The sequence below is a fragment of the Rhodoferax sp. RT5P35 genome (assembly GCF_056521385.1).
This window is the reverse complement of the sequence record NZ_JBWMAX010000010.1, coordinates 105,655-129,413: the sequence shown is the minus strand read 5'-3', so window position 1 is coordinate 129,413 and position 23,759 is coordinate 105,655. Positions and strand designations below refer to the sequence as shown.

The following is a 23,759-nucleotide window of genomic DNA, read 5'->3' as shown; positions in this document are numbered from 1 at the left end:
ATTTAAGCAAAAAGTGCTGCTAGCGCATATGATTCCTGCGCAAGTAGCTACAAATATAAGAGCATTTAAGCCTTCGCATCCCGCGCCATGCGTTCGCTCTTCCAGTACACATCATCCCCCCCGTCCACGCGGTTCAGCACCCGGGCCAGCACAAACAGCAGGTCGCTGAGCCGGTTCAGGTAGTGCCGGGGCGTGTCTTTCAAAGCATCCTGCTGCTCCAGCGCCACCACCGTGCGCTCGGCGCGGCGGGCCACAGTGCGGCAGATGTGGGCTTGCGACGCAGCGCGGGTGCCTGCGGGCAGGATGAATTCGGCCAGCCGCGGCAACGTGGCGTTGTGCTCGGCCAGGGCCTGGTCCAGCGCCAGCACGGCCTCGGGTTTGAGCAGCTCAAAGCCCGGGATGGACAGCTCGCCGCCCAGGTTAAACAGCTGGTGCTGCACCTCCACCAGCAACTCGCGCACGCCCTCGGGCACTGGCTCGCACAGCAGCAGGCCGATGTGGCTGTTGAGCTCGTCCACGTCGCCCATGGCGTGCACCCGCAGGCTGTTTTTGGAGACGCGGGTGTTGTCGCCCAGGCCGGTGGTGCCGTTGTCGCCGGTGCGGGTGGCGATTTGCGTGAGGCGGTTGGCCATGCGGTTCCTAAGTAAAAGGTTTAAATCTAAACGACAGAGCGATAACAAACACTACCGCACCGTCACCTCCAGCAACTGCTTGCGAGCGCCCCAATGTGGACACACCTCGTCCAGCAAGGTAAAAAATCCACTGGAATGGTTGGGGTGCACCAAATGGCATAGCTCGTGGTAGACCACATAGTCAATACACGCTGCGGATGCTTGCACCAAACCACTGTGCAAGGTCATGGTGCCTTGCCGCGACAGGCTGCCCCAGCGTTTGCTTAGAAGCTGCACGCGCAGGCGGGGCGCTTCAAATTCGCGGAAACGATAGTGTCGCAAGCACTGCTGCAGTTGCCGGGCCAACACAAGCTTAGCTTCTTCATGCCGCCAACGCAGCACCAGTGCTTGCAGCCGCTCAGGCATGGCATCCATGCCCGGCCTAAGGCATACGACCATCTCCAGACTACGCAAATAAACCCCCTCCGCAGCGCCATGCTCGATTCGCAATTTATAGCGCTTGCCCAAGTGCAAATGAGATTCTCCCAGAACCCAGGCACGCTGTGGCGTACGCGGCTCAAAGCGCTGAAAGAACGCCTTTTGCTCTGCAATCCAGCGCTCCCGCTTGGACAAAACGGCCCGAATGCGCTCTTCGCTGCACCCCATTGGCGCGCGCAACACCACCTGCCCCGTCGGGTGCACTTCTACGGACAATGTCTTGCGCCGTGCCTCGGTCGCCAAGACCTGTACATCGCCGTAGTCTTTAAGCATTAATGCCCCGCGCTTTAGCCAAAGCCAGCGACTGGTCGATGATCGCGTCCATCTGTGCGGTGCCCAGCTTGACCCCGCGCTCTGCACCCACTACGTCGTACAAAAAGTGGTCCAGGTCAATGCGGGTCTGGTTCATGGCATCCAGGTTACGCCAGAAGTCCACCACGTTACGCGTGGCCAGCACCGCAAGCACGGTTTGCGCGGTCTCCCGCGCCAGCTCCACCCCTTGGTCGGTTGGCGCAATCTCATCAAACACCTTCTTCACCAGCCCAAACAGCGCAATGCCATGGTCGTTGCCGCGCAAGGCCACGGGGATGTCGTCACGCGGGCGGTCCAGCACCGCTGCGCGCACTTCCTTGGCTTTTTGCAGATACGCCAGTTCGTTGATGCGCTTGGCCCGGTAGTCGTCAATCGCCTGCTGGATCATGCGAGAAAATTTCTCATAGTACGCCGGGTCCACCTTGATGCGCTCTTCAATCACCCGCTTGGTGTTGAAGCCAATGATGTCGGCCTGCGCAGCCGGTGTGGTGGCGTCTTGCTCGTCGATGGCGCGCTTCAAAGCCGCGTCGTCCAAGATGTTCACCGCTGTCTTGAGTACCAGCACGTCATTGGCCTGCAAATGCGTGTCCAGCAGCTTACGGATGCGCGGCTCGTAGTCGCGCTTGAAGTCCACCGCATCGGCAAAGCGCAATTGCGCCGCCTGCTTGAGCTTGGCAAATCGCAGCATGTCAGCCTTGTAGCGGTCAATGGTGCTCTGTGGCTCGGTGGCCAAAAACCGCTCGCTCGACAAAGCCAGTTGCAGCAGGCCGCCAAAGGCGCTCAGGCGCTCGTAAAAGTCATGCCGTACCTCGTCATCGCGCAGCGTTTCCAAGTAGGCATTGGTGTCGCGCTGGTTAGCCACCTGGCGGAACAGCTCCAGCAAATGGGCGTGCGCCTGCGGCAGCTGCGCCACTTCGGTGTGGATGCTCACCAACATGCCCGCCAAATCATTTTCATCAAACCCGGCCAGTGCCTGGTAGCTGGATATGGCTTTGTCCAGCGCCTCCAGCACCCCCGCGTAGTCAATAATCTGGCCAAAGTCTTTCTCGATGGTGGCGCGCGTAGGCTCGCCACCCTCTTCGTCATCCTGGACATCCACCGGCACCTCGTACAGCCGGTTGACCCGCGCAATGGCTTGCAGCAGCGTGTGCTCCTTGAGCGGGCGTGTTAGGTACAGCACCCGGTTGCGCGGCGCGTCAAAGCCAGTCAGCAGCTTGTCTTTGACGATCAACAGCTCCGGAGTGTCTCCATGTTTGAAGGCGTTGATCAGCGCCTTGTTGTACTGCTCTTCGTTGCCGTGGCGCTTCATCATCTTGTCCCAGAAGCGGTGCACCGCCTCGGTGGGTTCGTCGTCCACGTCATCACGCTCAGCGCGTGCGTTGGGGCCAGAGATCAGTACCTCACAGCTCACGTGGCCAATCTCGTCGATGTACTCTTTGAGCTGGATGGCCGCCGCCCGGCTGGCGGCCACTACTTGCCCTTTGAACGGCGTGCCCTGCCAGGTGATGCGATAGTGCTCACTGATGTCAAAGGCCAGCATGTACAGCGTAGGGTTGGCCTGTTGGATCATTTTTTCTCGAGCGTACTTGCGCTTCAAATCTCCCTTTTGCGCATCGGTCAGCCCGGCCGTCTGGCGCTCAAACCATTTGTCAATCGCCTCCTGGTCTTGCTTCACGTCCACCATGCGGCTTTCGTACAGCAGCTTCACCACCGCACCGTCGCGCACGGCTTCATCCATGGTGTAGCTGTCGATCAGCCCGCCAAAGCGCGTGAGCGTGTTGCGCTCGCGCCGGGTCACCGGTGTGCCGGTAAAGCCGATGTAGCAGGCGTTGGGCATCAGCAGGCGCATCTTGGCGGCCAGCGAGCCAAAGTTGGTGCGGTGGCCCTCGTCCACCAGCACGAACACATCGTGCGAGTCCACGGCAAAGCTTTTGGCCAGCGTGCCCACACGGTCAAACTTCTGGATCAGCGTGGTGATGATTTGCGCCTTTGGGCTTTGCACCAGCGCCAGCAGCTCGCGGGCGCTGCTTGCGCGCTTGGGCTCCAGGCCACAGGTCTTGAAGGTGCCCTCGATCTGCTTATCCAAATCGTCCCGGTCCGTCACCAGCACGATGCGCGGGTTCACCAGCCCCGGCAGCAGCGCCAGGCGGCGCGCCAGCATCACCATGGTGAGCGACTTGCCCGAGCCCTGCGTGTGCCACACCACGCCGCCCGTGCGGCGTTGCGCACCGGCCGGCGTGCTGTGTGACGAATTCTCCCAGTGGTTGATGCGCTCAATGATGCGGTCAATGGCCCGCACCTGCTGGTAGCGCGCCACTTTGCGCACGCCACCGTCAAACACCGTGTAGTGGAACACCAGTGCCAGCAAACACTGAGGAGCCAGCACCGCAGCCACAGTGCGGTCTTGCTCCGTGACGCTGCGCGCTACAAAGTACGGAGCCGCGTCCTCCGCCACACCCGGCTGTGCCCGTGCGCCACTCAGGCGCTGTAACAGCTCAAATAAATCGGCTTGCACATCACGCGGTAGCGGCTGCGCCAGCATGCGCGCGATGGCTGCATCTTCTGAGTCTTCGCGCCAGGTAGACCAAAACTTGGCCGGACTACCCACCGTGCCTACACGGGCCGAGTGCCCATTCATGGCCAACAGCACCTGCGCCATGACAAACAGATGCGGTGCCTGGCTCTCGCCCTGGTAACCCACCAACTGCGCCACCGCCTGCCCCACCTCCACGTTGGGCGCCTTGCATTCGATGACCGCCAGCGCAATGCCGTTGACAAACAGCACCAGGTCGCAGCGAACGGTGTTCTGGCTGCGGCTGCGCTGCACCACGAACTCGGGCGTGACGTGAAAGCTGTTGTCCAGCGGGTGCTGCCAGTCGATAAAGCGCATTGAGCGCCCGCGCGAGTCGCCGTCAATCGTTTGCTCCAGCGTGGTGCCCAAGGTCAGCAGGTCGTACACCGCCTCGTTGGTGCGCAGCAGGCCGCTGTAGGGCACGCTTTTGAGCCGCTGGATGGCCGTGCTCAGGTTTTCCTCGCTGAAAAGATGCTCGCCCGTGGTGGTATGGATGCGGTTGATGCGCTTGAGCGCATCGCGCAGCACATCGTCCAACACTACATTGAGCAAGCGCGGCCCGCGCAACTGGCGCGCCTTAGCCGGGCTCAGGTACTGCCAGCCCATGGCCAGCAGTAATTGCAAGGCCGGGGCCTGGCTGGACATGACCTCGCTGGGGTCAAAGTCCGGGTCCGGCGGCGGGCTGGCGGTGGGGGCTGTGGTCATGGTGGGCAGTAGATTTTGATTTGCTACTATTTTGATAGCTAATTGCGCACGTTATTCCTGCGCTAGAGGCCTATTTTGCTTACAAATTAGCCCTGTGCAGGTGCTTCGGGCAAGCGCCATTCGCCGGAGAGCAGCTTTTGCATGAGGGCGCGTTTTTGGGTTTTGAGCTCGCCAAGCTGCTGCGTCGCCAAGTCAACGGCTCGCGAGGCCGTTGTCAACACTTCCACGATTCGCTCCTGCTCCGGTATGGGCGGAATGTGGATCTTGAGTTTGGCAAACTCGGGCCACCGCAAGCTACCACGGCGGTCTACCGATGAATGCGTGGTGGCTTCAAACACCCGGCGCATGGCTTCCGTCTTCAAAAGCATGTACAGAAACTGGTGATTGACCACAGCAGCATCCGACTCGAACACCGTGTACATCGGGCTAACCAAAGCCGCGTCGCACAAATCCTGGTAGCCGATAGAGCCCTCTTCAATGTGGTTCGTGGCGTACACGAACTGCCCGCGCTGGACGATCTTGTAGGTGGTGGTGTTCTCGCTGAACACCTGCTTATTGAAGTACTGGAGCGAGTCCACCAAGCCTGCGTACTTGGTGCAAGACAGCACCGGCAACGCTTGACCCGTGGTGTTGATGCTGCGGTAGTCGCTGGCAAACGAACCGACGCGAACCTGCTTCCATTTCCCCGTAAACCCCGTCAAACGCCTGCGCCCGGTCAGCAGTTGCTGCATAAGGCCTTGTTTGCGGCGTTCGAGGGCAGAGAGCAACGCTTCGGTTTTTTGAATTCCCTCTGCCCACTCGCGCGCAGCGGTAACAACCGTTTCACGCTCTGCCTTGGCGAGCACAGGGATAGGTATTTCGCGGATCAGCGTGGTGTTCAGGTTGTCTTGCCCACCGATGTTGCTCAGTCGTCGAATTCGCGTGTAGCTGGCTTCGAGAACGTGAAAAAGAAACTCCGACTCAATCAGCCCGTCTTTCGGCGTGATGGCCGCGCAGGCTTGATTCGTCGCCGCATCAAACCCCAAAATGCCCACCTTGCCACGCGTTGCGCCTTGACCATACATGGCCATCAAGAGTGTGCCTTTGGCCAGCAACTTAGCTGCAGACGCATCGAGCCCCTTCTGGGTGAGGTAATCCGTGGGTGACTGAATAATGCTGAAGTCAATCTCACCCGTGCCCACCCAAGGAATCGAACCACCCCAATATTCAAGGGTGTCTCGAACCGGGGTGCCGCCTGTCGCCACATTTGCGATCTTGCCCAACGAAATCGTCTTCATGTGTTTGCACCAATCTTGAGGACAATTCCAACAGCTGTCTGTTTTTCAAACCCCAAGCCCCATGCGGCTTTCCGGGCAACTATTAAATATTGCTTAATAGTTGCCCCGTCCTTGCATTGCGTCTTCATGCCCGCCCCTTCCCCGGCAACTGCTTCGCCTTTTCACGCTCAATCTGTTGAATGCTTTTATCTGGCACCGGCATTTTCTCGGGCATGGTGCCACCCAGCTCCTTGATGGTTTGGCGCACCTTGAAACCCACTTCGTGGTGGGTTCGGTTGGCCTGGGTCTTATCCTGGATGCCTTCGCGCTTGAGCTTTTCTTCGGTCTGCGTGGCACGGAACAGGTTGGCCGCTAGTTCGGTGCTGCCCATGTGGTCGAGGATTTTGTGGCTCTTCTTCAGGCCCTTGACCGCGTGGATGTCTTTGGCACCCAAGCCGCCGTAGAGGCCTTTGTAGCCATGGTCCTGGAAGATGGCGTAGTCGATGGGCGTCTCTACGCCCGCGCCTTTGGCTGCGGACGAGAGGGCTTTGTTGTGCTCGACCAGGTCGTTGCGGATGGCCAGGCGGCGCTCGTCTTCGGACAGTTCACTGAACTTGGCAGCATCGCTGAGTTCCTGCTTGCGGGTTTGCAGCGCAAAGTAGGTTTGCCCATGGGCGATGACGGGTTTGCTGGGGTCGCCGTTTTGGACGATGAGATAGCAGGCGTAGCGGGTGAGCTGCACATCCTCCACAGGGCGCTGCGCACCGGAGCCAATGTCAACCATTTTGCGGATATCCGCAAAATGGTTTGCCACGTCGTAGCCGCTCTGGTGGCAAGCCTCTTTGGCTCTTTCAATGACCGGCTGAAAATTGCGGTATTGGGGATAGTCGAGCAAGGGGGCCAACTCCCGGGCAGTCCAGTACTCAGCACCGTTCGGCCCCGTACGGCGAATGTCTTCAAAAGCGGCTTGTGGGCCGGTGGGTTTCAACGTGCGGCTCATAGTCCCAACTCCTTCAAATGCAGCTTCATCTTCACGCGCACGGCAGCCAGCTCGGCTTCCAGGCGGTCAATGTCACGCTCAGTCTGTGCCAGGTCAATCTGCGCCTCTTCCTCGTACGTATCCACATAGCGGGGGATGTTGAGGTTGTAGTCGTTCTCAGCAATGGCTGCGCGGCTGACCAGGCTGGCGAATTTGTCCACGCCCTGGCGAGCCCGCACGGCGGCCACGATGTGCTGGATATGCGACTCTTCCATCTGGTTCTTGGTCTTGGCGGGGCTGAACTGGCTGCTGGCATCCACGAACAGCACATGGTCTTCCGCCTCGCGCTCGCCGCCACGCTCACGGGCGCGGTCGAACAGCAAGATAGCCACCGGGATGCTGGTGGTGGGGAACAGGTTGCCGGGCAAGCCGATCACCGCGTCCAGCAAATTGTCTTCAATCAAGCGCTGGCGGATGCGGCCTTCGGCCCCGCCACGGAACAGCACGCCGTGTGGCACCACAACGGCGATGCGGCCGCGCTGGGGCAGAGCCACTTCAACCATGTGGCTGATGAAGGCGTAGTCGCCCTTACTCTTGGGCGGCAAACCACGCCAGAAGCGGTTGTAGCGGTCGTGTTCGGCGTCGTCCACGCCCCATTTGTCCAGGCTGAACGGGGGGTTGGCGACTACGATGTCAAAGCGCAAGAGGCGGTCGTTTTCCACCAGCAGCGGGTTGCGCAGGCTGTCGCCACGTTCGATGCGGGCGGAGTCGAAGCCGTGGATGAACATGTTCATCAGCGCCAAGGCGTAGGTGCTTTGGTTGAGCTCCTGGCCATACAGCGACACGTTGCGGTTGCCCACGGCGGTGGCCGCTTCCAGCAACAGGCCCGCCGACCCGCAAGCGGGGTCGCAAATGCGCATGCCGGGTTGCGGGTTGGCTAGCACGGCCAGCAAACGCGAGACAGCCATGGGGGTGTAGAACTCGCCGGCCTTTTTGCCCGCGTCCGACGCAAAGCGCTCGATGAGGTAGATGTATGCGTTGCCAATCACGTCTTCATTCACGCGGCTGGGGCTCAGGTCCAGGTCGGCAAAGTCTTCCAGCATGGTTTTGAGACGGCCATTGCGCTCTTTGGTATCGCCCAGACGGTCGGTGTTGAAGTCGATGTTTTTAAAGACTTCGTCGAGCTTGTGGCGATCGTGGTTGGCTTCGGCAATATGGCGCAGGGTGATGTCAATCAGCTCACCAATGTTGGGCGTGCCGCGCCGTTCCCACAGGCTGTTGAAGTCGGCGCGGAACGTGTCGAGCACCTTCTTGGTTTTGGGGTCGGTGAGGGTGACCATGGGCAGCACAAAGCGGTCGCGCTCCATGAGGCGGGCAATGCGCTCGGGGTCTTTGCCGTACTTTTTTTCGTAGCTGTCGTAGTGGTCATGCCACACGTCGCTGATGTACTTGAGGAACATCGTGGTAAGGATGTAGTCCTTGTACTGGGCGGGGTCGATGGTGCCGCGAAAAGTGTTGCAAACGGCCCAGGCCTTGCGGAAGATGTCTTGGGGTGTGGTGGTTTCGGTCATGGTGTTTTGGTGCCGCCCGGCGTGTGCCGGGCGGAATTGCTTAGGTCAGGCAGAACCCTTTTCCCGCAAGAGGTAGGAAATCTCTCTCAATGTGGCAATTTGACGCTGCGCGAATTCACTTTCACCCTTCTGGCTCAGCGCATAGAGTGCCATGCCGGGGACAAGTACTCCACCGAAAATCAGTATGAGTGATAGCCAGTGCATCCAAGGTAGCGATTGGGTTGTTAACCAAGTTGCACCGCCACCCGATAAGAGCCACGCGAGCAACTTGAGTACGAGGAACCATTGGCGCTGCCGCTCTTGTCTAAGCAATTGGCGTCGAGCAGTAACTTCTTGCTGGAGTTCTTCGCATGTGCAATGAGACAGGGGTTTACCTTCGTCATGGGATGCCCCAACGAGTTGAATGATGTTTCCCGCACCCACTTGCTGGATGCTACTGTGTGAAATATGTGCCATTCGTGTGTCCTTTCAGCGCTTGCTACGCGCATTGAGAGCACAGCGACCCAAGTTTTTCGAGGGGTAAAATTCGCGGTTGATTGCCATTGCTTTTCCTTTCCAAGGGGTTTGGCGTTGCGTAGTCAGAAGGCTGGGGTGCTCGTAACACTCTGGCCTTCACTTTTTCCGATAACCCCATGTCACCGGACTTTTTGGGCCGCCGCCCAAAGAACTTGTTCTGTATAGCGATGTGTTTCCTCTGCCAGCTTTGCAGACAAGGCACGCTCTTCACGTTGCAAGCGTGCAATTTCCACAATCCTCTGCTGCACTTGCATCGAAGGTATGGGTATGACAATGTCTCGCAGACTCTGCAAAGACACCATCAAAATCATGGAGCCCCGCGCTTGGGCGTTGATGTCACGCTGTACCTGGGGCGAGTTCAACACCCATTGCAAATACCAACCGTCGAGACGTTGGCGATCTAACACCCGCATGCGCACCAAGGGTGCCGCAAAAATGCAAGGGGCTTGCACAGACTCCACGTAGATGGCCTTGGTGCTCGCGCCGCGCGGGCGAAAGAGCACATCGCCCACCTGCAATTGCAGCTTGGGCACATTGCCCTCAAAGGTGATGCGGGGCAACTCAACATCCGCCGTCAACACGTCACCATCCCCCTGCACGGTAGCCACAACACGTACGCTACCCATCGGCTCATCCGTCAATGATTGGCGAAACGAATGCCCTAATTGCAACTCCATCATATCGGAGAGTTTGTTAACTACACTGCTCATACCGTAAATTATAGCTATAAATAACACTAAATATTGCAGTAATTAGCAATACTGCAGTAATTTTTAACACAGGAACAAATCACAACAACAGCTATTGCGTTCTATCAGGTCAAAATCTCAACTACACCGGAAAGACAGCCCATGAACGCTCCCAGCGCATCCCAACACCTGCTGCCCACCCTGACCATCCGCGAGGTGCCACCAGCCCTGGTCGATGCCCTGCAAACCCGCTTCGGCGCGCAGTTGAGCACGGCGCTGGCGGTGCGCGAACACCATGGGCGCGACGAGTCGGCGTTCTCGGTGCCACCGCCCGCCGCCGTAGTATTTGCCGAGAGCACGGCCGACGTGGCCGATGCGGTGCGGCTGGCCGCCGCCCACGCGGTGCCGGTCATCCCCTTCGGCGTGGGCTCGTCGCTGGAAGGGCATTTGCTGGCGGTGCAAGGCGGCATCAGCCTGGATGTGGGCCGCATGCACGCCATCCTTCGCATCGATGCCGACGACCTGACGGTCACCGTACAGCCTGGTGTCACGCGCAAGCAGCTCAACGAGGCCATCAAGCACACCGGCCTGTTCTTCCCCATCGACCCCGGCGCGGATGCCAGCATCGGCGGCATGTGCGCCACCCGCGCCAGCGGCACCAACGCCGTGCGCTACGGCACCATGCGCGAAAACGTGCTGGCGCTGGAGGTGGTGACGGCCAGCGGCGAAGTTATCCGCACCGGCACCCGCGCCAAAAAGTCCAGCGCGGGCTACGATCTCACGCGGCTGATGGTGGGCAGCGAGGGCACGCTGGGCGTGGTCACCGAAGTCACCCTGAAAATCTACCCGCTGCCCGAGGCAATTTCAGCGGCTATTTGCTCGTTCCCCAGCATCGAAGCCGCGGTGCGCACCACCATCCAGGTGATCCAGCTCGGCGTGCCCATCGCCCGGGTGGAGCTGATCGACGCGAACACCGTGCGCATGGTCAACGCCTACGCCAAACTGGGCCTTCGCGAAGAACCGCTGCTGCTGATGGAGTTCCACGGCTCGCCCACCGGGGTGAAAGAGCAGGCCGAGCTGGTTCAAGAGATTGCCTCCGACCATGGCGGCCAGGCTTTTGAGTGGGCCAGCACGCCCGAGGAGCGCACCCGCCTGTGGACGGCGCGGCACAACGCCTACTTTGCCGCCGTGCAGTCGCGCCCGGGCTGCAAAGCCATCTCCACCGACACCTGCGTGCCCATCTCGCGCCTGGCCGACTGCCTGCTGGACTCGGTGGCCGAGGCGGATGCGTCCGGCATCCCCTACTTTCTGGTCGGCCACGTGGGCGACGGCAACTTCCACTTCGGCTATTTGATCGACCCGGACAGCGCCGAGGAACGGGAGAAAGCCGAGGTGCTGAACCACGCCCTGGTGACCCGCGCCCTGGCGCTGGACGGCACCTGCAGCGGCGAGCACGGCATCGGCCTGCATAAGATGGAGTTTTTGGTGACCGAAGCCGGGGATGGCGCGGTGGCCATGATGCGCGCCATCAAGCAGGCACTGGACCCGCTGAACATCCTGAATCCGGGGAAGATTTTCAGAATCTGATGTCAGGCCGGGCCGCACAGCCCCGCCTGCGGCGTACGCCCCCAGTTCTCCAACCAGGCCCACAGGCGCTGTACGCCATCGGCGCCCGGCTGCTGCAAACCGTGATCGGCCCCGAGAATGCGCAGCGCACAAAAGGGCGCAGCGCGGCCCGCAGCACGTTCGGCAAAGCGCAGGTAGGCCTCGGGAGGCACCAGGGCATCGGCATCGCCCCAGGCTTGCAAAATCGGCCAAGGTGCCTCCAGCAGCGGCCCCGCCACCGGCCAGCGCCACAGGTCGCGCCAATAACGCAAGGTGCGGCCTTGGTGCAGAGTGCTGTCGGGCGCGTCCGAGCTTTGCGCGGCATCCAATGCCTGCCAGGCGGCGAGTTGACCCTGGCGCTGGGCTTGCATGACCCCTGCCTGCAACGGGTCCAGCCCGGAGCCCGACAACAGCACCAGCCCGGCCAGGTGCGGCACTTCGGCCGCCAGGCCGGGCAGCAGCTCGGCCCCCTCGGAGATGCCCACCAGCAGCTGAGGCACGGGGGGCACATTTGCACGCGCCAGGGCATCGGCACGCAAGGCGGCACGGGCCTGGGCTTGCCAGCGGGCCAGGCTGTCGCGCTGGACGAAACCGGGTGGGCAGGTGGTGGGTGTTGGCCCGGCGTACAGGTCCACACCGGGTTTGTGCAACACCAGTACCTGGGCGTGCAGCAAACCCGCAAAGTAGCGCGTGGCGATGGGAGCCATGCCCGAACAGCCTGAGCCGGGCAGCACGATGACGCGGTAGCGCAACGGGGGCTCCAGCGCCTCGCGCTGCAAAACGGGCACTGGATAAGCGGCGGTCAGGCCGGGCAACGTGCCAGACGTAAAAAGGGGCTGCGCTTGCACGCAGCCCCCGATGAGCACACCCGCCGCCCAAACAGCAAACTTAGACACTTTAGCTACTACCTCTCAGGCGCAGACAAAATGAGCTTCCACCAGAAACACCGCAGAACTGGCTTAGCCAGGCTGCTGGTGTTGCCCCCTGCGTGTCGCATCGGTTTTGGCAAACCGATGCGAGGGGGGTTGGCGAAAGATGCGCAGCACTGCAGCCTGGGGGTGTGACTAGTCATCACTTCAGGATGATGGCCTGGGGTTGCGGTTGCTGCATCGGCTGTACCTGCATGGGTTGGCCTTGCTGCATAGGTTGGCGCACGCCACGGGCCATGTTGGGGTCGCTGTAGCCCAACTGGTCGGTGAGTTGCTCGTAGACGCTGGCGGCCAAGGTCTGCGAGGTTTCACGCATCACCTTGGCGCGGTTGGGCGGCGCAATGTCACCCCGGCTGGACAGCAGCTTGGTGTCGTTGCCCGCGCCCTGGGCCGAGAAGGCTGATTTGATCTCGAAGGTTTTGGTGCTGATTAGCGAAAAGTCGGCCAGGATGTCCAGGGTGAACTGGTGGCTGGCGCTGCTGGTGCCTTGCAGGGGCGATACGCTGTCGCGGAATTCGGCGCTGGACAGGGTGCCAAACAGCACGTAGTCGGCCCCATTGAATTCGCCCTTGCGGATGCGCGCAATGATGTCTTTCACCTCGGGCTGGCGCACGGGTTTGGCCATTTTTCCGGTTTGGAGCTGCCCCAATACCTGCTCAGCCTTGGTCGGCTGGGGTGAACCGGCATCAAAGCCCTTGCCCTGCACCACATGGAACACCGTGCCACGCAGCAGCGCGCCCTTGATGTCGTTGGTGTAGGAGCCCAGCTCGCGCTGCTCCAGGTAGCTGTAACGCCCCGCCACGTAGGTGCCGCTGGACTGCTCGGAGGCCGACAGGCTGTTGCGGTTGGCGTTCAACTGGCTGCTGGCCTGGTAGGTGGCGGCTTCAAAGTACTGCGCCACGGCCTGGGTGTAGGCCAGGTCGGTGACGGCAATCTTGACCGGGGTTTGGGCTTGGGCGGGAGCCGCCAGGGCCAGGCCCAAAAACACGGCGGAGACCGCAAAAATAGCGTTACGGCGTTGCATGGTGGCTCCTTAACGTTTGCTGGTTTTGCGAATTTCTTTTTCGTCCTGCCATTCGATCGTGCCTTCCTGCACGTCAAACATCTTCAGGGTGAACTTGTAGAACACATCCTTGGTGTTGGCGTTTTGCTTGACGATACTGGTCAGCTCGCCTTCCAGGCTGTACTTGGCCGCGGTCATTTGGCCGATCTTGGCGGTCGAGTTTTGCTTGTACAAGCCGCTCTGGTTCTGGCGCTGCAACTCGTCCACACCGGCCTGCATTTCATTGATGGACCGGGTGAAGCGCACCTTGCCCGACTTGACCAGCGTGGTCTGGATCGAGTTCATCACGTTGGTGGTGTCGATGTACTCGCTGGTCTTGTTTTTGACAGTGGAAATGGTGACCGTGGGGCGGCCCTGGAAGATGCCGGTTTCCAGCAGGCCACCGGTCATTTTCTCGGCAATCATTTGCAGGTCGGTGGAGCCAAATTCATTGGTCACCAGCTCGACGGCCTTGGCATCGCCGTAATTGACCTGGCGGTCGAACCGCACCACGGGGGACGAAACTTGGCAACCAGCCAAAACCAGCACGCTGGCCAGTGCGCTCAGGGCGAGTAGACGGTATGTTTTCATGGCTGTACTTTCTAAAAATAGCTTATTTGTTAACGTTCATTTCCAGGCGGAAATCGGTGGCTGCACCGGTAGGCGCCACGCTTTTGACAGTTTGCTGGCCCAGGCCCATTACGCCCAGCTGCTTCCAGGATTCGCCATCGCCCACCTGGTTGCCCACGCTGTCGAGCCAGCGGAAACGGTAGAACACGGTGCGGTCACCGCGCTCGGCATTGGCCAGGTCCGCCTGCACCACCAAAATGTCGTTCGGGCGGGTGATGCGCATTTCGCTCACGCGCACGCCTTGCGACTCCCCGCGCAGCGCCACTTTGGCGGCCACGGCGGCAGGGGTGCCGGGGTCTTGGGTCTGGGTCTGTGCCTGGGCGCTCAGGGCCAGGCATGCGGCACAGGCCAGCAGGGTTCGGTACAACATAGTCACTTCCTTTAAAAATGGGTGTTACAACGGCGGCAGTGTCCGCCCGGGCCTTAATTGGTGGCTACCGGTTTTTTGGCAGCAGGCTTGGCAGGGCTCTTGGCTGCAGGTTTGGCGGTAACCGCCATGTCTTTGGCAGGCTCGGGTAGCGGGGCCACCGCCACGGTGGGCAGCTTGCCAAACATGCCGATATTGCCCACCAAGGTGGTGTTTTCATACAAGCGCAAAGGCACCAAGGCGTACTGGCCGTCGATGGCGACCTTTACGTTCAGGTTCTGGCCATTGATGCTGACCGTGTGCTCGCCGGGCGGCAGGTAGCCGCGCGCCACATACACCCGGCTGGGTAGCATGCGCCACAGCCGGTCATCGGCCTGCTCGGTCAGCACCGACCCCAGGGAGCCCACCACCGCACCAAAAATGCCGCCCACCTTTTGCAACTGGTCTTGCGCCACGCCTTTGACGACGGCACGGGTCACCCCGCGAAACACCATGCCCGGCATTTCGTCCTTCAGCGCACGCCGGGCCATCACATTCACGTCCACCACTTTTTCCAGCGGGAAGGCGGTGCCCCCCACGGTCATGGTGCCCAGCAAGGGCTCGTTGGACGGCGCAATCACCGGGTAAGAAATGCTGACGGTACGGATTGAGCCTCCGACCGGCACCGGAATGGTGAACGCCGTGGGCTTGCGCGCCGGGGCATTGCCAGCTTCGACGATAAACAGCACGTCGGTCATTTTTTGGCGGCGGCGCTGGGTGAAACCGGTGCGGTTGTCCAGTCCGCGCAGGCCCTCTTCCAGCACGGCGGTGTTGGGTTTGAGCTCGATGGCCTTGCGGTAGCCAGGCGCGGCCAGGCCGGATTCGTTCATGGCTTCGTACAAAAAGCCCGCCAGGTAATGGCTGAGGGCGTTTTGGTAACCGTTTTTCAGGGCCAGCACTTCGGGGTCGTTCAGGGTTTCGACGGGGTAGCCATTGAGCTCTTTGCCCTGGCTGCTAATCCCTTTGGACTTGGCTTCGTCCTCCGCGGCCACGGTTTCTTTGGCACGGAACTCGGCAATCACGGCTTCGCGCTCGTGGGTGCGTTTGATGTCCACCCGGGCATTTTCGAAGTCACCTGCGGCCACCCGGTTCAGTGCCAGCCGGGTGGTCAGCCAGACCTTTTCATAGTCCTGGCCTTCGTACACCTTGAGCCGCTCGCTGATCAGCGCGGCACCCGCCGTGCCCAACAGTTTTTGGGGGTTGGTTTTGGCCGATTCTTCCCAGTTTTTGACCTGGATGTCGGCCAGTAAAAAAGCGTTGGTGCTGTCTTCGTACTGGCGGTTCATGCGCAGCAGCTCGCCGCGCTCCAGGTTGTAGAGCAGCGCGGTTTTTTCTTCTTCGGATTTTGCAGTGGACTCCAGCTGGGCAATCGCCGCAGGCAGTCCACCAGAGCGGGATGCGGTAGCCATTTCGCCCATTTTTTTGTCATGGCTTTGCATATTGGCGCAGCCAGTGAGCGTTAAGGCCAACGCCAGCGCCGTTGATCCACGGGAGAGGGTGAACATGGTGTTTCCTTGAGAACGGGGCACAGCCGCTGGCTGGCGAAAGAAAAAGAAACCCGGAAGGGTCAAAGTAAAGAATTCGTATGCAAACGATTCTTTTTGTAAAGAAATCGCCCACGATTCTAGCCACCCCACCCCCCTGTCGCATCCCCCTTTTAGAGGGCAAAAACCAAGGCGTTATGGCACCCGGTACAACCACACCGCCCGTCCGTCCGGGGCCTGCAGCCGCCCGGTGGGCACCACCCCCGCCACGTCAAACTCCAAACTCACCAACCAGCTTCCAGGCTGCATTTGCGCCTGGGCCTTGGCCAGGGCGCGGGCCATGCTTTCCGGTCGCTGGAACAAATACACCAACGCATAAGGAGCCCAGTTGGCGCGCCAGATGTCGCCTTGCCGCACGCGGGCCCAGGGGCAGCGCAAGGCACACACGGCGCGCAGCGGCCAGCTCCACTCCAGGCCGTGCAGGCGGGCCTGCGGGTAGGCCAGTCGCAATGCCTGCAGGCCGTGGCCCAGTCCGCACCCGGCATCCAGTACCAGCGCACCTTCGGGCAAAGGAATCGGCGCCGCCAGGCCCTGCAAGGCGCGGGTAGGCGTGGGAAACAGCGGGGCATCGCGCCAGGCATTCAGCGGGTAGACCAGCAGCAGCAAGGCTAGTGGCAGCAACCAGGTCCAGGCGGGTAGGGCCACCGTGCCGGACAGCGCCAACGACAGCGGAAACCCCGCCGCAATCAGCCCGCGCCGCCACCAGGTGTTGCCCAACAGACTGCAGGCCGCCCCGGCAGCGGTGGCCAGCAGCAAAGCGGCGATGCCGGGCAGGCCCAGTTGCAGCAGCGTGGTGAACAGCGCCCAGGCACCGCCCCAGGCGAGCAATGCGGGCAGGGGCCAGCGCAACACCGGTTCAGTGCGCCGCGCTGCGCGTGAGTTTCTCGACCAGGCCGTTGAGCTCGTCCAGCGAGCCAAACTGCAGCACCACTTCGCCCATTTCCTCGAACTTGCCGTGGCGTTTGACGCGCTTTTTGATGCGGATGTCCACCTCGGCCATCAGCAGGTCCGACAGCTCTTCTTCCACCCGTTTCAGGTCGCGCGACTTCTCTTTGGCGGCCTTGGGCGAAGGGGTGAGCGAGAACTCGGCACTGAGCTTTTTGACCAGGCCCTCAGCCTCGCGCACCGACATTTTCTTGGCGGCGATCTGGCTGCCCGCGCTGATCTGCGTGGCCCGGTCCAGGGCCAACAGGGCGCGGGCGTGGCCCATGTCCAGGTCGCCCGCCATCAGCATGGTCTGCACCGGGTCGGCCAGGTTCAGCAAGCGCAGCAGGTTGCTGGCGGCACTGCGCGAACGGCCCACCGCCTGCGCGGCCTGCTCGTGCGTCAGGCCAAATTCTTTCACCAGGCGCTGCAAACCTTGGGCTTCTTCCAGCGGGTTCAGGTCTTCGCGCTGGATGTTTTCGATCAGGGCCATGGCGGCGGCAGATTCGTCCGGCACGTCGCGTACCAGCACCGGCACGCGGTCCAGCCCGGCGATGCGGGCAGCGCGGAAACGGCGCTCCCCGGCGATGATCTCGTACTTGCCTGCGTTATCGCCGCGGCTAAGTTGGCGCACCAAAATCGGCTGCATGATGCCCTGGGCCTTGATGCTCTCGGCCAGCTCGTACAGCGCGCCCTCGTCCATCCGGGTGCGCGGCTGGTACTGGCCGGGCACCAGGTCGCCCAGCAGCAAGACCGTGGGCAAGCCGGTTTCCAGCGGTGTGGGATCGACGACCTTGGGGCCGAGCAGGGCATCCAGGCCCATGCCCAGGCCTTTGCGTTTGGGGGTTGCCATAGTCTTGTGCTTTCTAAATGTTTACGAGCAATAGCGCCCTGCCATGTGGCCAGTCGCCCAGGCCGGAATCGGCACTGATATGGTCGCGCGGGCCGATGTTGTGTAGCGCCGCACCCCAGTGGCGGGCCAGCTTTTGGGCGGCTTCCAGGCTGCAGTACGGGTCATCGGTAGAGGCCACCAGCGTGGATGCAAACGGCAGCTGGCCCAGCACCGGCACAGCCCAACGGTGGAGCTGTGGCGGATAGTCCGACTGCGCCGTATCGGGCGGTGCCACCAACAGCGCCCCCTGCACCTTGGCCGTGCTGCGGGACACCGCCGCCCACGCGGCCACCAAATGGCAGCCCAGGCTATGCGCGGCCAGCCACACGGGGCCATCCTGTTCCTGCACCACGTCTTCCAGGCGGGTGATCCAGTCGCCGCGCAGCGGCGTTAACCAGTCGTGTTGCTCTACCCGCAGGTCGCCAAACTGGGCTTCCCACAAGGTTTGCCAATGGCCGGGGCCGGAGTTGTACCAGCCTGGAAGGAGCAGAACGCGAGGGTGTGTCATTGCTATTGAATTAAGAGCTGCTTACGCTGATGGGATCAGCACGGACGGCCTATTTTTTATAAATTCAGGTTTTAATGCGATCGACCATTTCCTGTGCGAATTCGATGTAGGCCACGCTGCCCTTGGCTGCGGGGTCAAACACCACGCCGGGCAGGCCGTAGCTGGGCGCTTCGGCCAGGCGCACATTGCGCGGGATCACGGTGTTGAACACCTTGTCGGCAAAGTGGGCCTTGAGCTGGTCGCTCACCTGCTGCTGCAGGGTAATGCGCGGGTCGAACATCACGCGCAGCAGGCCGATGATCTGCAGGTCTTTGTTCAGGTTGGCGTGCACCTGCTTGATGGTGTTGACCAGGTCCGTCAGGCCTTCCAGCGCAAAGTACTCGCACTGCATGGGCACGATCACACCATTGGCGGCGCACAGGCCGTTCAGCGTCAGCATCGATAAGGACGGCGGGCAGTCGATCAGCACAAAGTCATATTCGGCAGACACCGCAGCGATGGCGGCCTGCAGGCGTTTTTCGCGGCGCTCCATGGTCACCAGCTCCACCTCGGCCCCGCTGAGTTCGCGGCTGGAGCCGAGCACGTCATAGCCGCATTTTTCGGCCTGCACGCGGGCTTCGGCAATGCTACTGGATTCAAGCAGCACGTCGTACACCGTGAGTTCCAGCGTGCGCTTGTCCACGCCCGAGCCCATGGTGGCGTTGCCCTGCGGGTCCAGGTCGATCATCAGCACGCGCTGCCCCACCTTGGCCAGACCGGCGGCCAGGTTCACGGTGGTGGTGGTTTTGCCGACCCCACCCTTTTGGTTGGCAACACAAAAAACTTTAGCCATGCGGCACTTTCAAATTATTTAGACAGCGCCAGCTTCACGCCAAAGCCAATGAGGAATACGCCCGCCAGCTTGTTCAGCACGCGGGACACGACCGGGTTCGCACGCATGCGCTCGGCCAGAAAATGGGTCAACAGCGTGGCGACCAGACCGTAGACAAAGGTCAGCGCGGCAATGGTCAACGCCATCACCGCAAAAGTCAGCAGGCCCTGGTGGTGGGCCGGGTCCACAAACAGCGGGAAGAACGCCATGTAGAACACGATGGCCTTGGGGTTCAGCAGGGTGATGACCAGGGCCTGGCGCAGAAAGTGGGACGGCTTGATGTTCAAAATGGGCGCATCGCCCGCCTTGGCCAGCAGCATCTTGCCACCCAGGTAGGCCAGGTAGGCCGCGCCCAGCCACTGCACCGCCGCAAACGCCGCGGGGTAGCTGGCTAGCAATGCTGCCACTCCGGCCACTGCCGTCCACATCAGCACCTGGTCACCCAGGATCACGCCCAACGTGGCGGCTAGGCCGCCACGGATGCCACCTTTGCTGGTGGAGGTGATCAGCGCCAAATTACCCGGGCCGGGAATCATCAGAAAAACGATGATGGCCACGACGAACGCGCCGTAATTTGCAATGCCGAACATGGAGAACTCCTCGCGTGTGAGGAGGGGAGTTTACGCGACAGGGTTTTAACGTCCATCATCCATATCTCGGCCAGAACGCACGCCTTCCAGAAACACCGCAGAACTGGCTTTGCCAGGCTGCTGGTGTTGCCCCCTGCAAGGGGGTTGGCGAAAACACGAAGTGTGTAGCCTGGGGGTGTGCCTAGTTACGCATCCAGATAATGCAACGCTCTGCGTCCAGGCCCGGCACCATCAGTTGTTCCACGTGAAACACCTCTACCGAAGCGGGCAGCGCAGCGATTTCTGCGTCCGGGTGCTTGGCCTTCATGGCTAGCCACACGCCCTGCCCGGCCAGCGCGCCGACCGACCAGGTGGTGAAGTCGACCAGCGAAGCAAACGCCCGGGCGCTGACCACGTCAAACTTTTCGGTCAGGCTTTCCACCCGCGCATGCACGCCGCGCAGATTGGGCAGCTTCAGTTCCAGCGCGGCCTGCTGCACAAATGCGGCCTTCTTGCCGACAGTATCGACACAGCGCACCTGCAACTGCGGGCAGCAGATGGCGAACACCACGCCGGGCAGGCCTGCGCCGGAGCCTACATCCAGCAGCTTGGCATCCGCACGCCCAGCCAAATGGCGCAGCAGCGGCGGCACGGCGGCCAGGCTGTCGATCAGGTGGTGGGTCAGCGCTTCGGCCGGGTCACGCAGGGAGGTCAGGTTGTAAACCTTGTTCCACTTCAGGATCAGGTCCAGGTAACGCAGCAGGGTCTGGTGCTGTGCGTCCGACAAAGCCAGGCCAAGCTGCGCGGTGCTGCGGGTCAGTATCTCCAGGCGATCGCTCATGCAACCGCCTCCTCCACCGTCGGCCGGTCCTTCCAGCCCAGTTTCTTCAAATGCACCAGCAACAGTGAGATGGCCGCGGGGGTTACGCCGGACATGCGCGAGGCCAGGCCCAGGGTTTCGGGCCGGTGTTTGCTCAAGGTATGGCGCACCTCGTAGCTCAGGGCGCTGACCTGTAGGTAGTCCAGGTCGGCGGGGATCTTCAGGTGTTCATAGTGGGCGGCGCGGTCGATCTCGGACTTTTGGCGCTCGATGTAGCCAGAGTACTTGGCGTTGATGTCCACCTGCTCCAGCACCGCGGCCACAAAGTCGGCCTCGGCTGTTTCACGTGGAACACCGGGGGCGAACTCGGGCACGGCAAACTTGGCCCCGGCCAGCGACATGAGGCCGTCGTAGTGCACGTCCGGGCGGCGCAGCAATTCGGCCAGGCTGTATTCGTGTTCGATGGCTTTGCCCAGCACGCGCTCGGCTTCGGCCACCGCCAGGTTCTTGGGGCTGATCCACAGGCTGCGCAGGCGCTCTGTTTCACGTGAAACAGCTTCACGCTTGCGGTTGAACGACTCCCAGCGGGCGTCGTCCACCAGGCCCATGTTGCGGCCCATTTCGGTGAGGCGCATGTCGGCGTTGTCTTCGCGCAGTTGCAGGCGGAACTCGGCGCGGCTGGTGAACATGCGGTAGGGCTCGGTCACGCCCTTGGTGATCAGGTCGTCTACCAGCACGCCCAGATAAGCCTGGTCGCGGCCTGGCAGCCAGGACGATTCGCCCCGGCACTGCAGTGCGGCGTTGATCCCGGCGAACAGGCCCTGGGCAGCGGCTTCTTCGTAGCCAGTGGTGCCGTTGATCTGCCCGGCGAAAAACAGGCCGCTAATCTGGCGGGTTTCAAAGCTGCTCTTGAGGCTGCGCGGGTCGAAGTAGTCATATTCGATGGCGTAGCCGGGGCGCAGGATGTGGGCGTTTTCCATGCCCCTCATGGAGCGCACCAGGTCGTACTGCACGTCAAACGGCAGGCTGGTGGAGATGCCGTTGGGGTAGATCTCGTGGGTGTTCAGACCCTCGGGCTCCAGAAAAATCTGGTGGCTGTCTTTGTCCGCAAAGCGGTTTACCTTGTCTTCCACGCTGGGACAGTAGCGCGGTCCCACGCCCTCGATCTTGCCGGTGAACATGGGGCTACGGTCAAAGCCCGCGCGGATGATCTCGTGCGTGCGCGCATTGGTGTGGGTGATCCAGCACGGCATCTGCTGCGGGTGCATCGCCCGGTTGCCCATGAAGCTGAACACCGGAATCTGCGCGCCCATGCCGCCGGGCATGCCGTCGCCGGGCTGCTCTTCGAGTTGGCTGTAGTCGATGCTGCGGCCATCGATGCGCGGCGGCGTGCCAGTTTTCAGGCGGGCCTGGGGCAGCTTGAGTTCTTTAAGCCGGGCGCTCAGCGATACGGCCGGTGGGTCGCCCGCGCGGCCTGCGGCGTAGTTGTTCAGGCCGACGTGGATCTTGCCGTCCAAAAACGTGCCCGCCGTCAGCACCACGGTGCGGCTGCGGAACTGCACGCCCACCTGCGTCACCGCGCCCACCACCCGGTCGCCAGTCCCGTCCGATTCCACCATCAAATCGTCCACCGCCTGCTGGAACAGCCACAGGTTGGGCTGGTTCTCCAGCATGCGGCGGATGGCGGCCTTGTACAGCACCCGGTCGGCCTGGGCCCGCGTGGCGCGCACGGCCGGGCCTTTGCTGGAATTGAGGATGCGGAACTGGATGCCGCCCTCGTCGGTGGCCAAGGCCATGGCCCCGCCCAGCGCATCCACCTCTTTGACCAAATGCCCCTTGCCGATGCCGCCGATGGACGGGTTGCAGCTCATCTGGCCCAGCGTCTCGATGTTGTGCGTCAGCAGCAGGGTCTTAAGGCCCATGCGCGCAGCGGCCAGCGCGGCCTCGGTGCCGGCATGGCCACCGCCAACCACGATCACATCAAATTCTTGGGGGTACAACATACGCTCTTCCTCTGTCAGTGCCAGCCCCAGCACTGGCAGACCGCGCCAAAATAGCGGGTCCACGGGCAGGTGGGGAATCCAGCATTTTAATAAACCCCCTGGTTTCCTGCGGCAACACCGGCTCTTATCATTGGCGTACCGCCATCGCTGAAAGGAAACCCATGCCCTCCTCTACCGAAGCCATCATCCTGGCCCGCGTCAACCAGAAGATTCTGGCGGCTGGCGAAACCCTGCACCGCGTCACTTTGCACGACGGCAGCCAGGTACAGACCGGCACCGTCGCCGCCATGCTGCACAACGTGGCGCTGTACAACGCGGCCAGCGCAGACGCACGCGGCGAGATCGCAAGCGAGCTGGAACAGGCCATTCCCACCCTGGCCCAGATTGGCCTGTTTACCTTGTTCAGCCCCGAAGAATGGTGCAGCGGCAGCAACCCGGGGCGGCAGTTTGTGGGGTTGAAGGCTAAGGCCTATTTGGCGGCACAGTCGAAACCCCGCTAAACCCGGCCTTCCCCATGGGGTGGCCTCTCCCTTCTTTTGAAACACCACCCCGTGCTGGCTTTAAAGCTCTTCCTCGTCCCTTCGTTTTTGCTCTTGGTGTCACTGGCAGGCAAACGTTGGGGGCCGTCGGTCGCCGGGTGGTTGGCGGGTCTGCCGGTAGTCGCGGGCCCCATTCTGTTTTTTCTGGCCACAGACCATGGTGCGTTGTTCGCGGCCCATGCGGCAGTGGCATCGCTGTCGGCGGTGTTTGCTTCGGTCGCTTTCAGCCTGGCCTACGCCCACGCGGCGCAACGCCTGCCCTGGTGGATATGCGCGGTTGTGGGTCTGCTGGCCTGGGGCGTGGCTGCGCTATGTCTGTCGGTTCGCCCGCTGGAACCCACCATGGCGCTGGTGCTTGCGCTGCTCACTCTGGCTGCGGCACCCCGTTACTTTCCACGCCACCTCGGGAAAGTGAGTACCCGTTCCATCGGTTCGGTTGAACTGGGTGGACGCATGCTGGCGGGGGCATTGCTGACGCTGGTGGTCACCCTCAGTGCAGGCTACGTGGGTTCTCAGTGGAGCGGCTTGCTGGCCGTTTTTCCTATCCTGGGCCTGGTACTGGCCGTCTTCTCGCACCGTAGCCAGGGCCCGGCATTTGCCGCGGCCCTGCTCCGGGCGATGGTCACGGGCTTGTACGCCTTTGTGGCGTTTTGCTTTACCCTGGCCATCGCCTTGCCGCAAGCGGCACCACTGTGGCCATTCGCCATGGCCACCCTGGCCGCCATCGCCGTCCAGATCGCGTCCAAACGGCTACTCAAACACTGAAAA

Annotated in this window: 23 protein-coding genes; 3 read left to right on the top strand and 20 right to left on the bottom strand. The window is 61.7% G+C overall.

Annotated elements, in window-relative coordinates; genetic code table 11:
• Window positions 1-65: 65 nt before the first annotated feature.
• The 8 genes from AC097L_RS16800 to AC097L_RS16765 all read right to left on the bottom strand — a co-directional run bounded on the left by AC097L_RS16800 (window position 66) and on the right by AC097L_RS16765 (window position 9,700).
• A complete protein-coding gene (locus tag AC097L_RS16800) occupies window positions 66-632 on the bottom strand; it encodes a cob(I)yrinic acid a,c-diamide adenosyltransferase (RefSeq protein ID WP_479587678.1) in 567 nt (188 codons plus the stop codon).
• Window positions 633-683: 51 nt separating this feature from the next.
• Complete coding sequence (locus tag AC097L_RS16795; protein ID WP_479587677.1) at window positions 684-1,382, bottom strand: M48 family metallopeptidase; 699 nt, start codon at window positions 1,380-1,382, stop codon at window positions 684-686.
• Window positions 1,375-4,698, bottom strand: coding sequence for a type I restriction endonuclease subunit R (locus AC097L_RS16790; protein WP_479587676.1), 3,324 nt, complete (start codon window positions 4,696-4,698; stop codon window positions 1,375-1,377). Before AC097L_RS16790 ends, AC097L_RS16795 begins: the two co-directional genes overlap by 8 nt.
• A gap of 86 nt (window positions 4,699-4,784) precedes the next feature.
• A complete protein-coding gene (locus tag AC097L_RS16785; protein WP_479587675.1) occupies window positions 4,785-5,975 on the bottom strand; it encodes a restriction endonuclease subunit S in 1,191 nt (396 codons plus the stop codon).
• 124 nt (window positions 5,976-6,099) lie between these two features.
• Window positions 6,100-6,954 carry a DNA damage-inducible protein D gene (gene dinD, locus AC097L_RS16780; RefSeq protein WP_479587674.1) on the bottom strand — a complete coding sequence of 285 codons (855 nt, stop codon included), beginning with the start codon at window positions 6,952-6,954 and terminating at the stop codon, window positions 6,100-6,102.
• Window positions 6,951-8,504, bottom strand: coding sequence for a type I restriction-modification system subunit M (locus AC097L_RS16775; RefSeq protein ID WP_479587673.1), 1,554 nt, complete (start codon window positions 8,502-8,504; stop codon window positions 6,951-6,953). Before AC097L_RS16775 ends, dinD begins: the two co-directional genes overlap by 4 nt.
• Window positions 8,505-8,549: 45 nt before the next feature.
• Window positions 8,550-8,960, bottom strand: coding sequence for a hypothetical protein (locus AC097L_RS16770; protein ID WP_479587672.1), 411 nt, complete (start codon window positions 8,958-8,960; stop codon window positions 8,550-8,552).
• Between the two features lie 179 nt (window positions 8,961-9,139).
• Window positions 9,140-9,700 (bottom strand): restriction endonuclease subunit S domain-containing protein, encoded by a 561-nt coding sequence (locus AC097L_RS16765; protein WP_479587671.1) that lies wholly within the window; start codon window positions 9,698-9,700, stop codon window positions 9,140-9,142.
• A gap of 171 nt (window positions 9,701-9,871) precedes the next feature.
• Between AC097L_RS16765 and AC097L_RS16760 the strand changes: the two genes are divergently transcribed.
• Complete coding sequence (locus AC097L_RS16760; protein ID WP_479587670.1) at window positions 9,872-11,296, top strand: FAD-binding oxidoreductase; 1,425 nt, start codon at window positions 9,872-9,874, stop codon at window positions 11,294-11,296.
• A 2-nt stretch (window positions 11,297-11,298) separates the two neighbouring features.
• Here AC097L_RS16760 and AC097L_RS16755 read toward each other — a convergent pair whose 3' ends face one another.
• The 12 genes from AC097L_RS16755 to mnmG form a co-directional block, all read right to left on the bottom strand.
• Window positions 11,299-12,210, bottom strand: coding sequence for an alpha/beta hydrolase (locus AC097L_RS16755; protein ID WP_479587669.1), 912 nt, complete (start codon window positions 12,208-12,210; stop codon window positions 11,299-11,301).
• 175 nt (window positions 12,211-12,385) lie between these two features.
• Window positions 12,386-13,267, bottom strand: a complete 882-nt coding sequence (locus tag AC097L_RS16750; RefSeq protein ID WP_479587668.1) for a hypothetical protein — start codon at window positions 13,265-13,267, stop codon at window positions 12,386-12,388.
• 9 nt (window positions 13,268-13,276) lie between these two features.
• The gene (lpoB, locus tag AC097L_RS16745) at window positions 13,277-13,876 is read right to left on the bottom strand and encodes a penicillin-binding protein activator LpoB (RefSeq protein ID WP_479587667.1); all 600 of its coding nucleotides are present in this window, start codon (window positions 13,874-13,876) and stop codon (window positions 13,277-13,279) included.
• A gap of 22 nt (window positions 13,877-13,898) precedes the next feature.
• A complete protein-coding gene (locus tag AC097L_RS16740) occupies window positions 13,899-14,285 on the bottom strand; it encodes a YcfL family putative periplasmic lipoprotein (protein WP_479587666.1) in 387 nt (128 codons plus the stop codon).
• A 53-nt stretch (window positions 14,286-14,338) separates the two neighbouring features.
• A complete protein-coding gene (locus AC097L_RS16735) occupies window positions 14,339-15,826 on the bottom strand; it encodes a COG3014 family protein (protein WP_479587665.1) in 1,488 nt (495 codons plus the stop codon).
• Window positions 15,827-16,000: 174 nt separating this feature from the next.
• A complete protein-coding gene (locus AC097L_RS16730; protein ID WP_479587664.1) occupies window positions 16,001-16,717 on the bottom strand; it encodes a class I SAM-dependent methyltransferase in 717 nt (238 codons plus the stop codon).
• Window positions 16,718-16,721: 4 nt separating this feature from the next.
• A complete protein-coding gene (locus tag AC097L_RS16725; protein ID WP_479587663.1) occupies window positions 16,722-17,642 on the bottom strand; it encodes a ParB/RepB/Spo0J family partition protein in 921 nt (306 codons plus the stop codon).
• A 13-nt stretch (window positions 17,643-17,655) separates the two neighbouring features.
• Window positions 17,656-18,189 carry an RBBP9/YdeN family alpha/beta hydrolase gene (locus tag AC097L_RS16720; RefSeq protein WP_479587662.1) on the bottom strand — a complete coding sequence of 178 codons (534 nt, stop codon included), beginning with the start codon at window positions 18,187-18,189 and terminating at the stop codon, window positions 17,656-17,658.
• A 64-nt stretch (window positions 18,190-18,253) separates the two neighbouring features.
• A complete protein-coding gene (locus tag AC097L_RS16715; protein WP_479587661.1) occupies window positions 18,254-19,021 on the bottom strand; it encodes a ParA family protein in 768 nt (255 codons plus the stop codon).
• 14 nt (window positions 19,022-19,035) lie between these two features.
• Window positions 19,036-19,650: a LysE family transporter gene (locus AC097L_RS16710; RefSeq protein ID WP_479587660.1), complete on the bottom strand. Its 615-nt coding sequence runs from the start codon at window positions 19,648-19,650 to the stop codon at window positions 19,036-19,038.
• A 181-nt stretch (window positions 19,651-19,831) separates the two neighbouring features.
• Window positions 19,832-20,470: a 16S rRNA (guanine(527)-N(7))-methyltransferase RsmG gene (rsmG, locus tag AC097L_RS16705; protein WP_479587659.1), complete on the bottom strand. Its 639-nt coding sequence runs from the start codon at window positions 20,468-20,470 to the stop codon at window positions 19,832-19,834.
• Window positions 20,467-22,452 carry a tRNA uridine-5-carboxymethylaminomethyl(34) synthesis enzyme MnmG gene (gene mnmG, locus AC097L_RS16700; protein ID WP_479587658.1) on the bottom strand — a complete coding sequence of 662 codons (1,986 nt, stop codon included), beginning with the start codon at window positions 22,450-22,452 and terminating at the stop codon, window positions 20,467-20,469. The genes rsmG and mnmG overlap by 4 nt, the downstream gene beginning before the upstream one ends.
• A 161-nt stretch (window positions 22,453-22,613) precedes the next feature.
• On the opposite strand from mnmG, the gene AC097L_RS16695 reads away from it, so the two are divergent.
• Both AC097L_RS16695 and AC097L_RS16690 read left to right on the top strand, forming a co-directional pair.
• A complete protein-coding gene (locus AC097L_RS16695; protein WP_479587657.1) occupies window positions 22,614-22,952 on the top strand; it encodes a DUF7709 family protein in 339 nt (112 codons plus the stop codon).
• Between the two features lie 51 nt (window positions 22,953-23,003).
• Window positions 23,004-23,756, top strand: coding sequence for a hypothetical protein (locus tag AC097L_RS16690; protein ID WP_479587745.1), 753 nt, complete (start codon window positions 23,004-23,006; stop codon window positions 23,754-23,756).
• Window positions 23,757-23,759 lie beyond the last annotated feature (3 nt).

Bases quoted from the DNA above. Each gene is read 5' to 3' on its own strand.
- AC097L_RS16715 (WP_479587661.1), bottom strand. From the start codon at position 19,021: ATGGCTAAAGTTTTTTGTGTTGCCAACCAAAAGGGTGGGGTCGGCAAA.
- AC097L_RS16785 (WP_479587675.1), bottom strand. From the start codon at position 5,975: ATGAAGACGATTTCGTTGGGCAAGATCGCAAATGTGGCGACAGGCGGC.
- AC097L_RS16800 (WP_479587678.1), bottom strand. From the start codon at position 632: ATGGCCAACCGCCTCACGCAAATCGCCACCCGCACCGGCGACAACGGC.
- AC097L_RS16720 (WP_479587662.1), bottom strand. From the start codon at position 18,189: ATGACACACCCTCGCGTTCTGCTCCTTCCAGGCTGGTACAACTCCGGC.
- lpoB (WP_479587667.1), bottom strand. From the start codon at position 13,876: ATGAAAACATACCGTCTACTCGCCCTGAGCGCACTGGCCAGCGTGCTG.
- AC097L_RS16765 (WP_479587671.1), bottom strand. From the start codon at position 9,700: ATGATGGAGTTGCAATTAGGGCATTCGTTTCGCCAATCATTGACGGAT.
- AC097L_RS16740 (WP_479587666.1), bottom strand. From the start codon at position 14,285: ATGTTGTACCGAACCCTGCTGGCCTGTGCCGCATGCCTGGCCCTGAGC.
- AC097L_RS16770 (WP_479587672.1), bottom strand. From the start codon at position 8,960: ATGGCACATATTTCACACAGTAGCATCCAGCAAGTGGGTGCGGGAAAC.
- AC097L_RS16710 (WP_479587660.1), bottom strand. From the start codon at position 19,650: ATGTTCGGCATTGCAAATTACGGCGCGTTCGTCGTGGCCATCATCGTT.
- AC097L_RS16735 (WP_479587665.1), bottom strand. From the start codon at position 15,826: ATGTTCACCCTCTCCCGTGGATCAACGGCGCTGGCGTTGGCCTTAACG.
- AC097L_RS16775 (WP_479587673.1), bottom strand. From the start codon at position 8,504: ATGACCGAAACCACCACACCCCAAGACATCTTCCGCAAGGCCTGGGCC.
- mnmG (WP_479587658.1), bottom strand. From the start codon at position 22,452: ATGTTGTACCCCCAAGAATTTGATGTGATCGTGGTTGGCGGTGGCCAT.
- AC097L_RS16760 (WP_479587670.1), top strand. From the start codon at position 9,872: ATGAACGCTCCCAGCGCATCCCAACACCTGCTGCCCACCCTGACCATC.
- AC097L_RS16790 (WP_479587676.1), bottom strand. From the start codon at position 4,698: ATGACCACAGCCCCCACCGCCAGCCCGCCGCCGGACCCGGACTTTGAC.
- dinD (WP_479587674.1), bottom strand. From the start codon at position 6,954: ATGAGCCGCACGTTGAAACCCACCGGCCCACAAGCCGCTTTTGAAGAC.
- AC097L_RS16725 (WP_479587663.1), bottom strand. From the start codon at position 17,642: ATGGCAACCCCCAAACGCAAAGGCCTGGGCATGGGCCTGGATGCCCTG.
- rsmG (WP_479587659.1), bottom strand. From the start codon at position 20,470: ATGAGCGATCGCCTGGAGATACTGACCCGCAGCACCGCGCAGCTTGGC.
- AC097L_RS16795 (WP_479587677.1), bottom strand. From the start codon at position 1,382: ATGCTTAAAGACTACGGCGATGTACAGGTCTTGGCGACCGAGGCACGG.
- AC097L_RS16750 (WP_479587668.1), bottom strand. From the start codon at position 13,267: ATGCAACGCCGTAACGCTATTTTTGCGGTCTCCGCCGTGTTTTTGGGC.
- AC097L_RS16695 (WP_479587657.1), top strand. From the start codon at position 22,614: ATGCCCTCCTCTACCGAAGCCATCATCCTGGCCCGCGTCAACCAGAAG.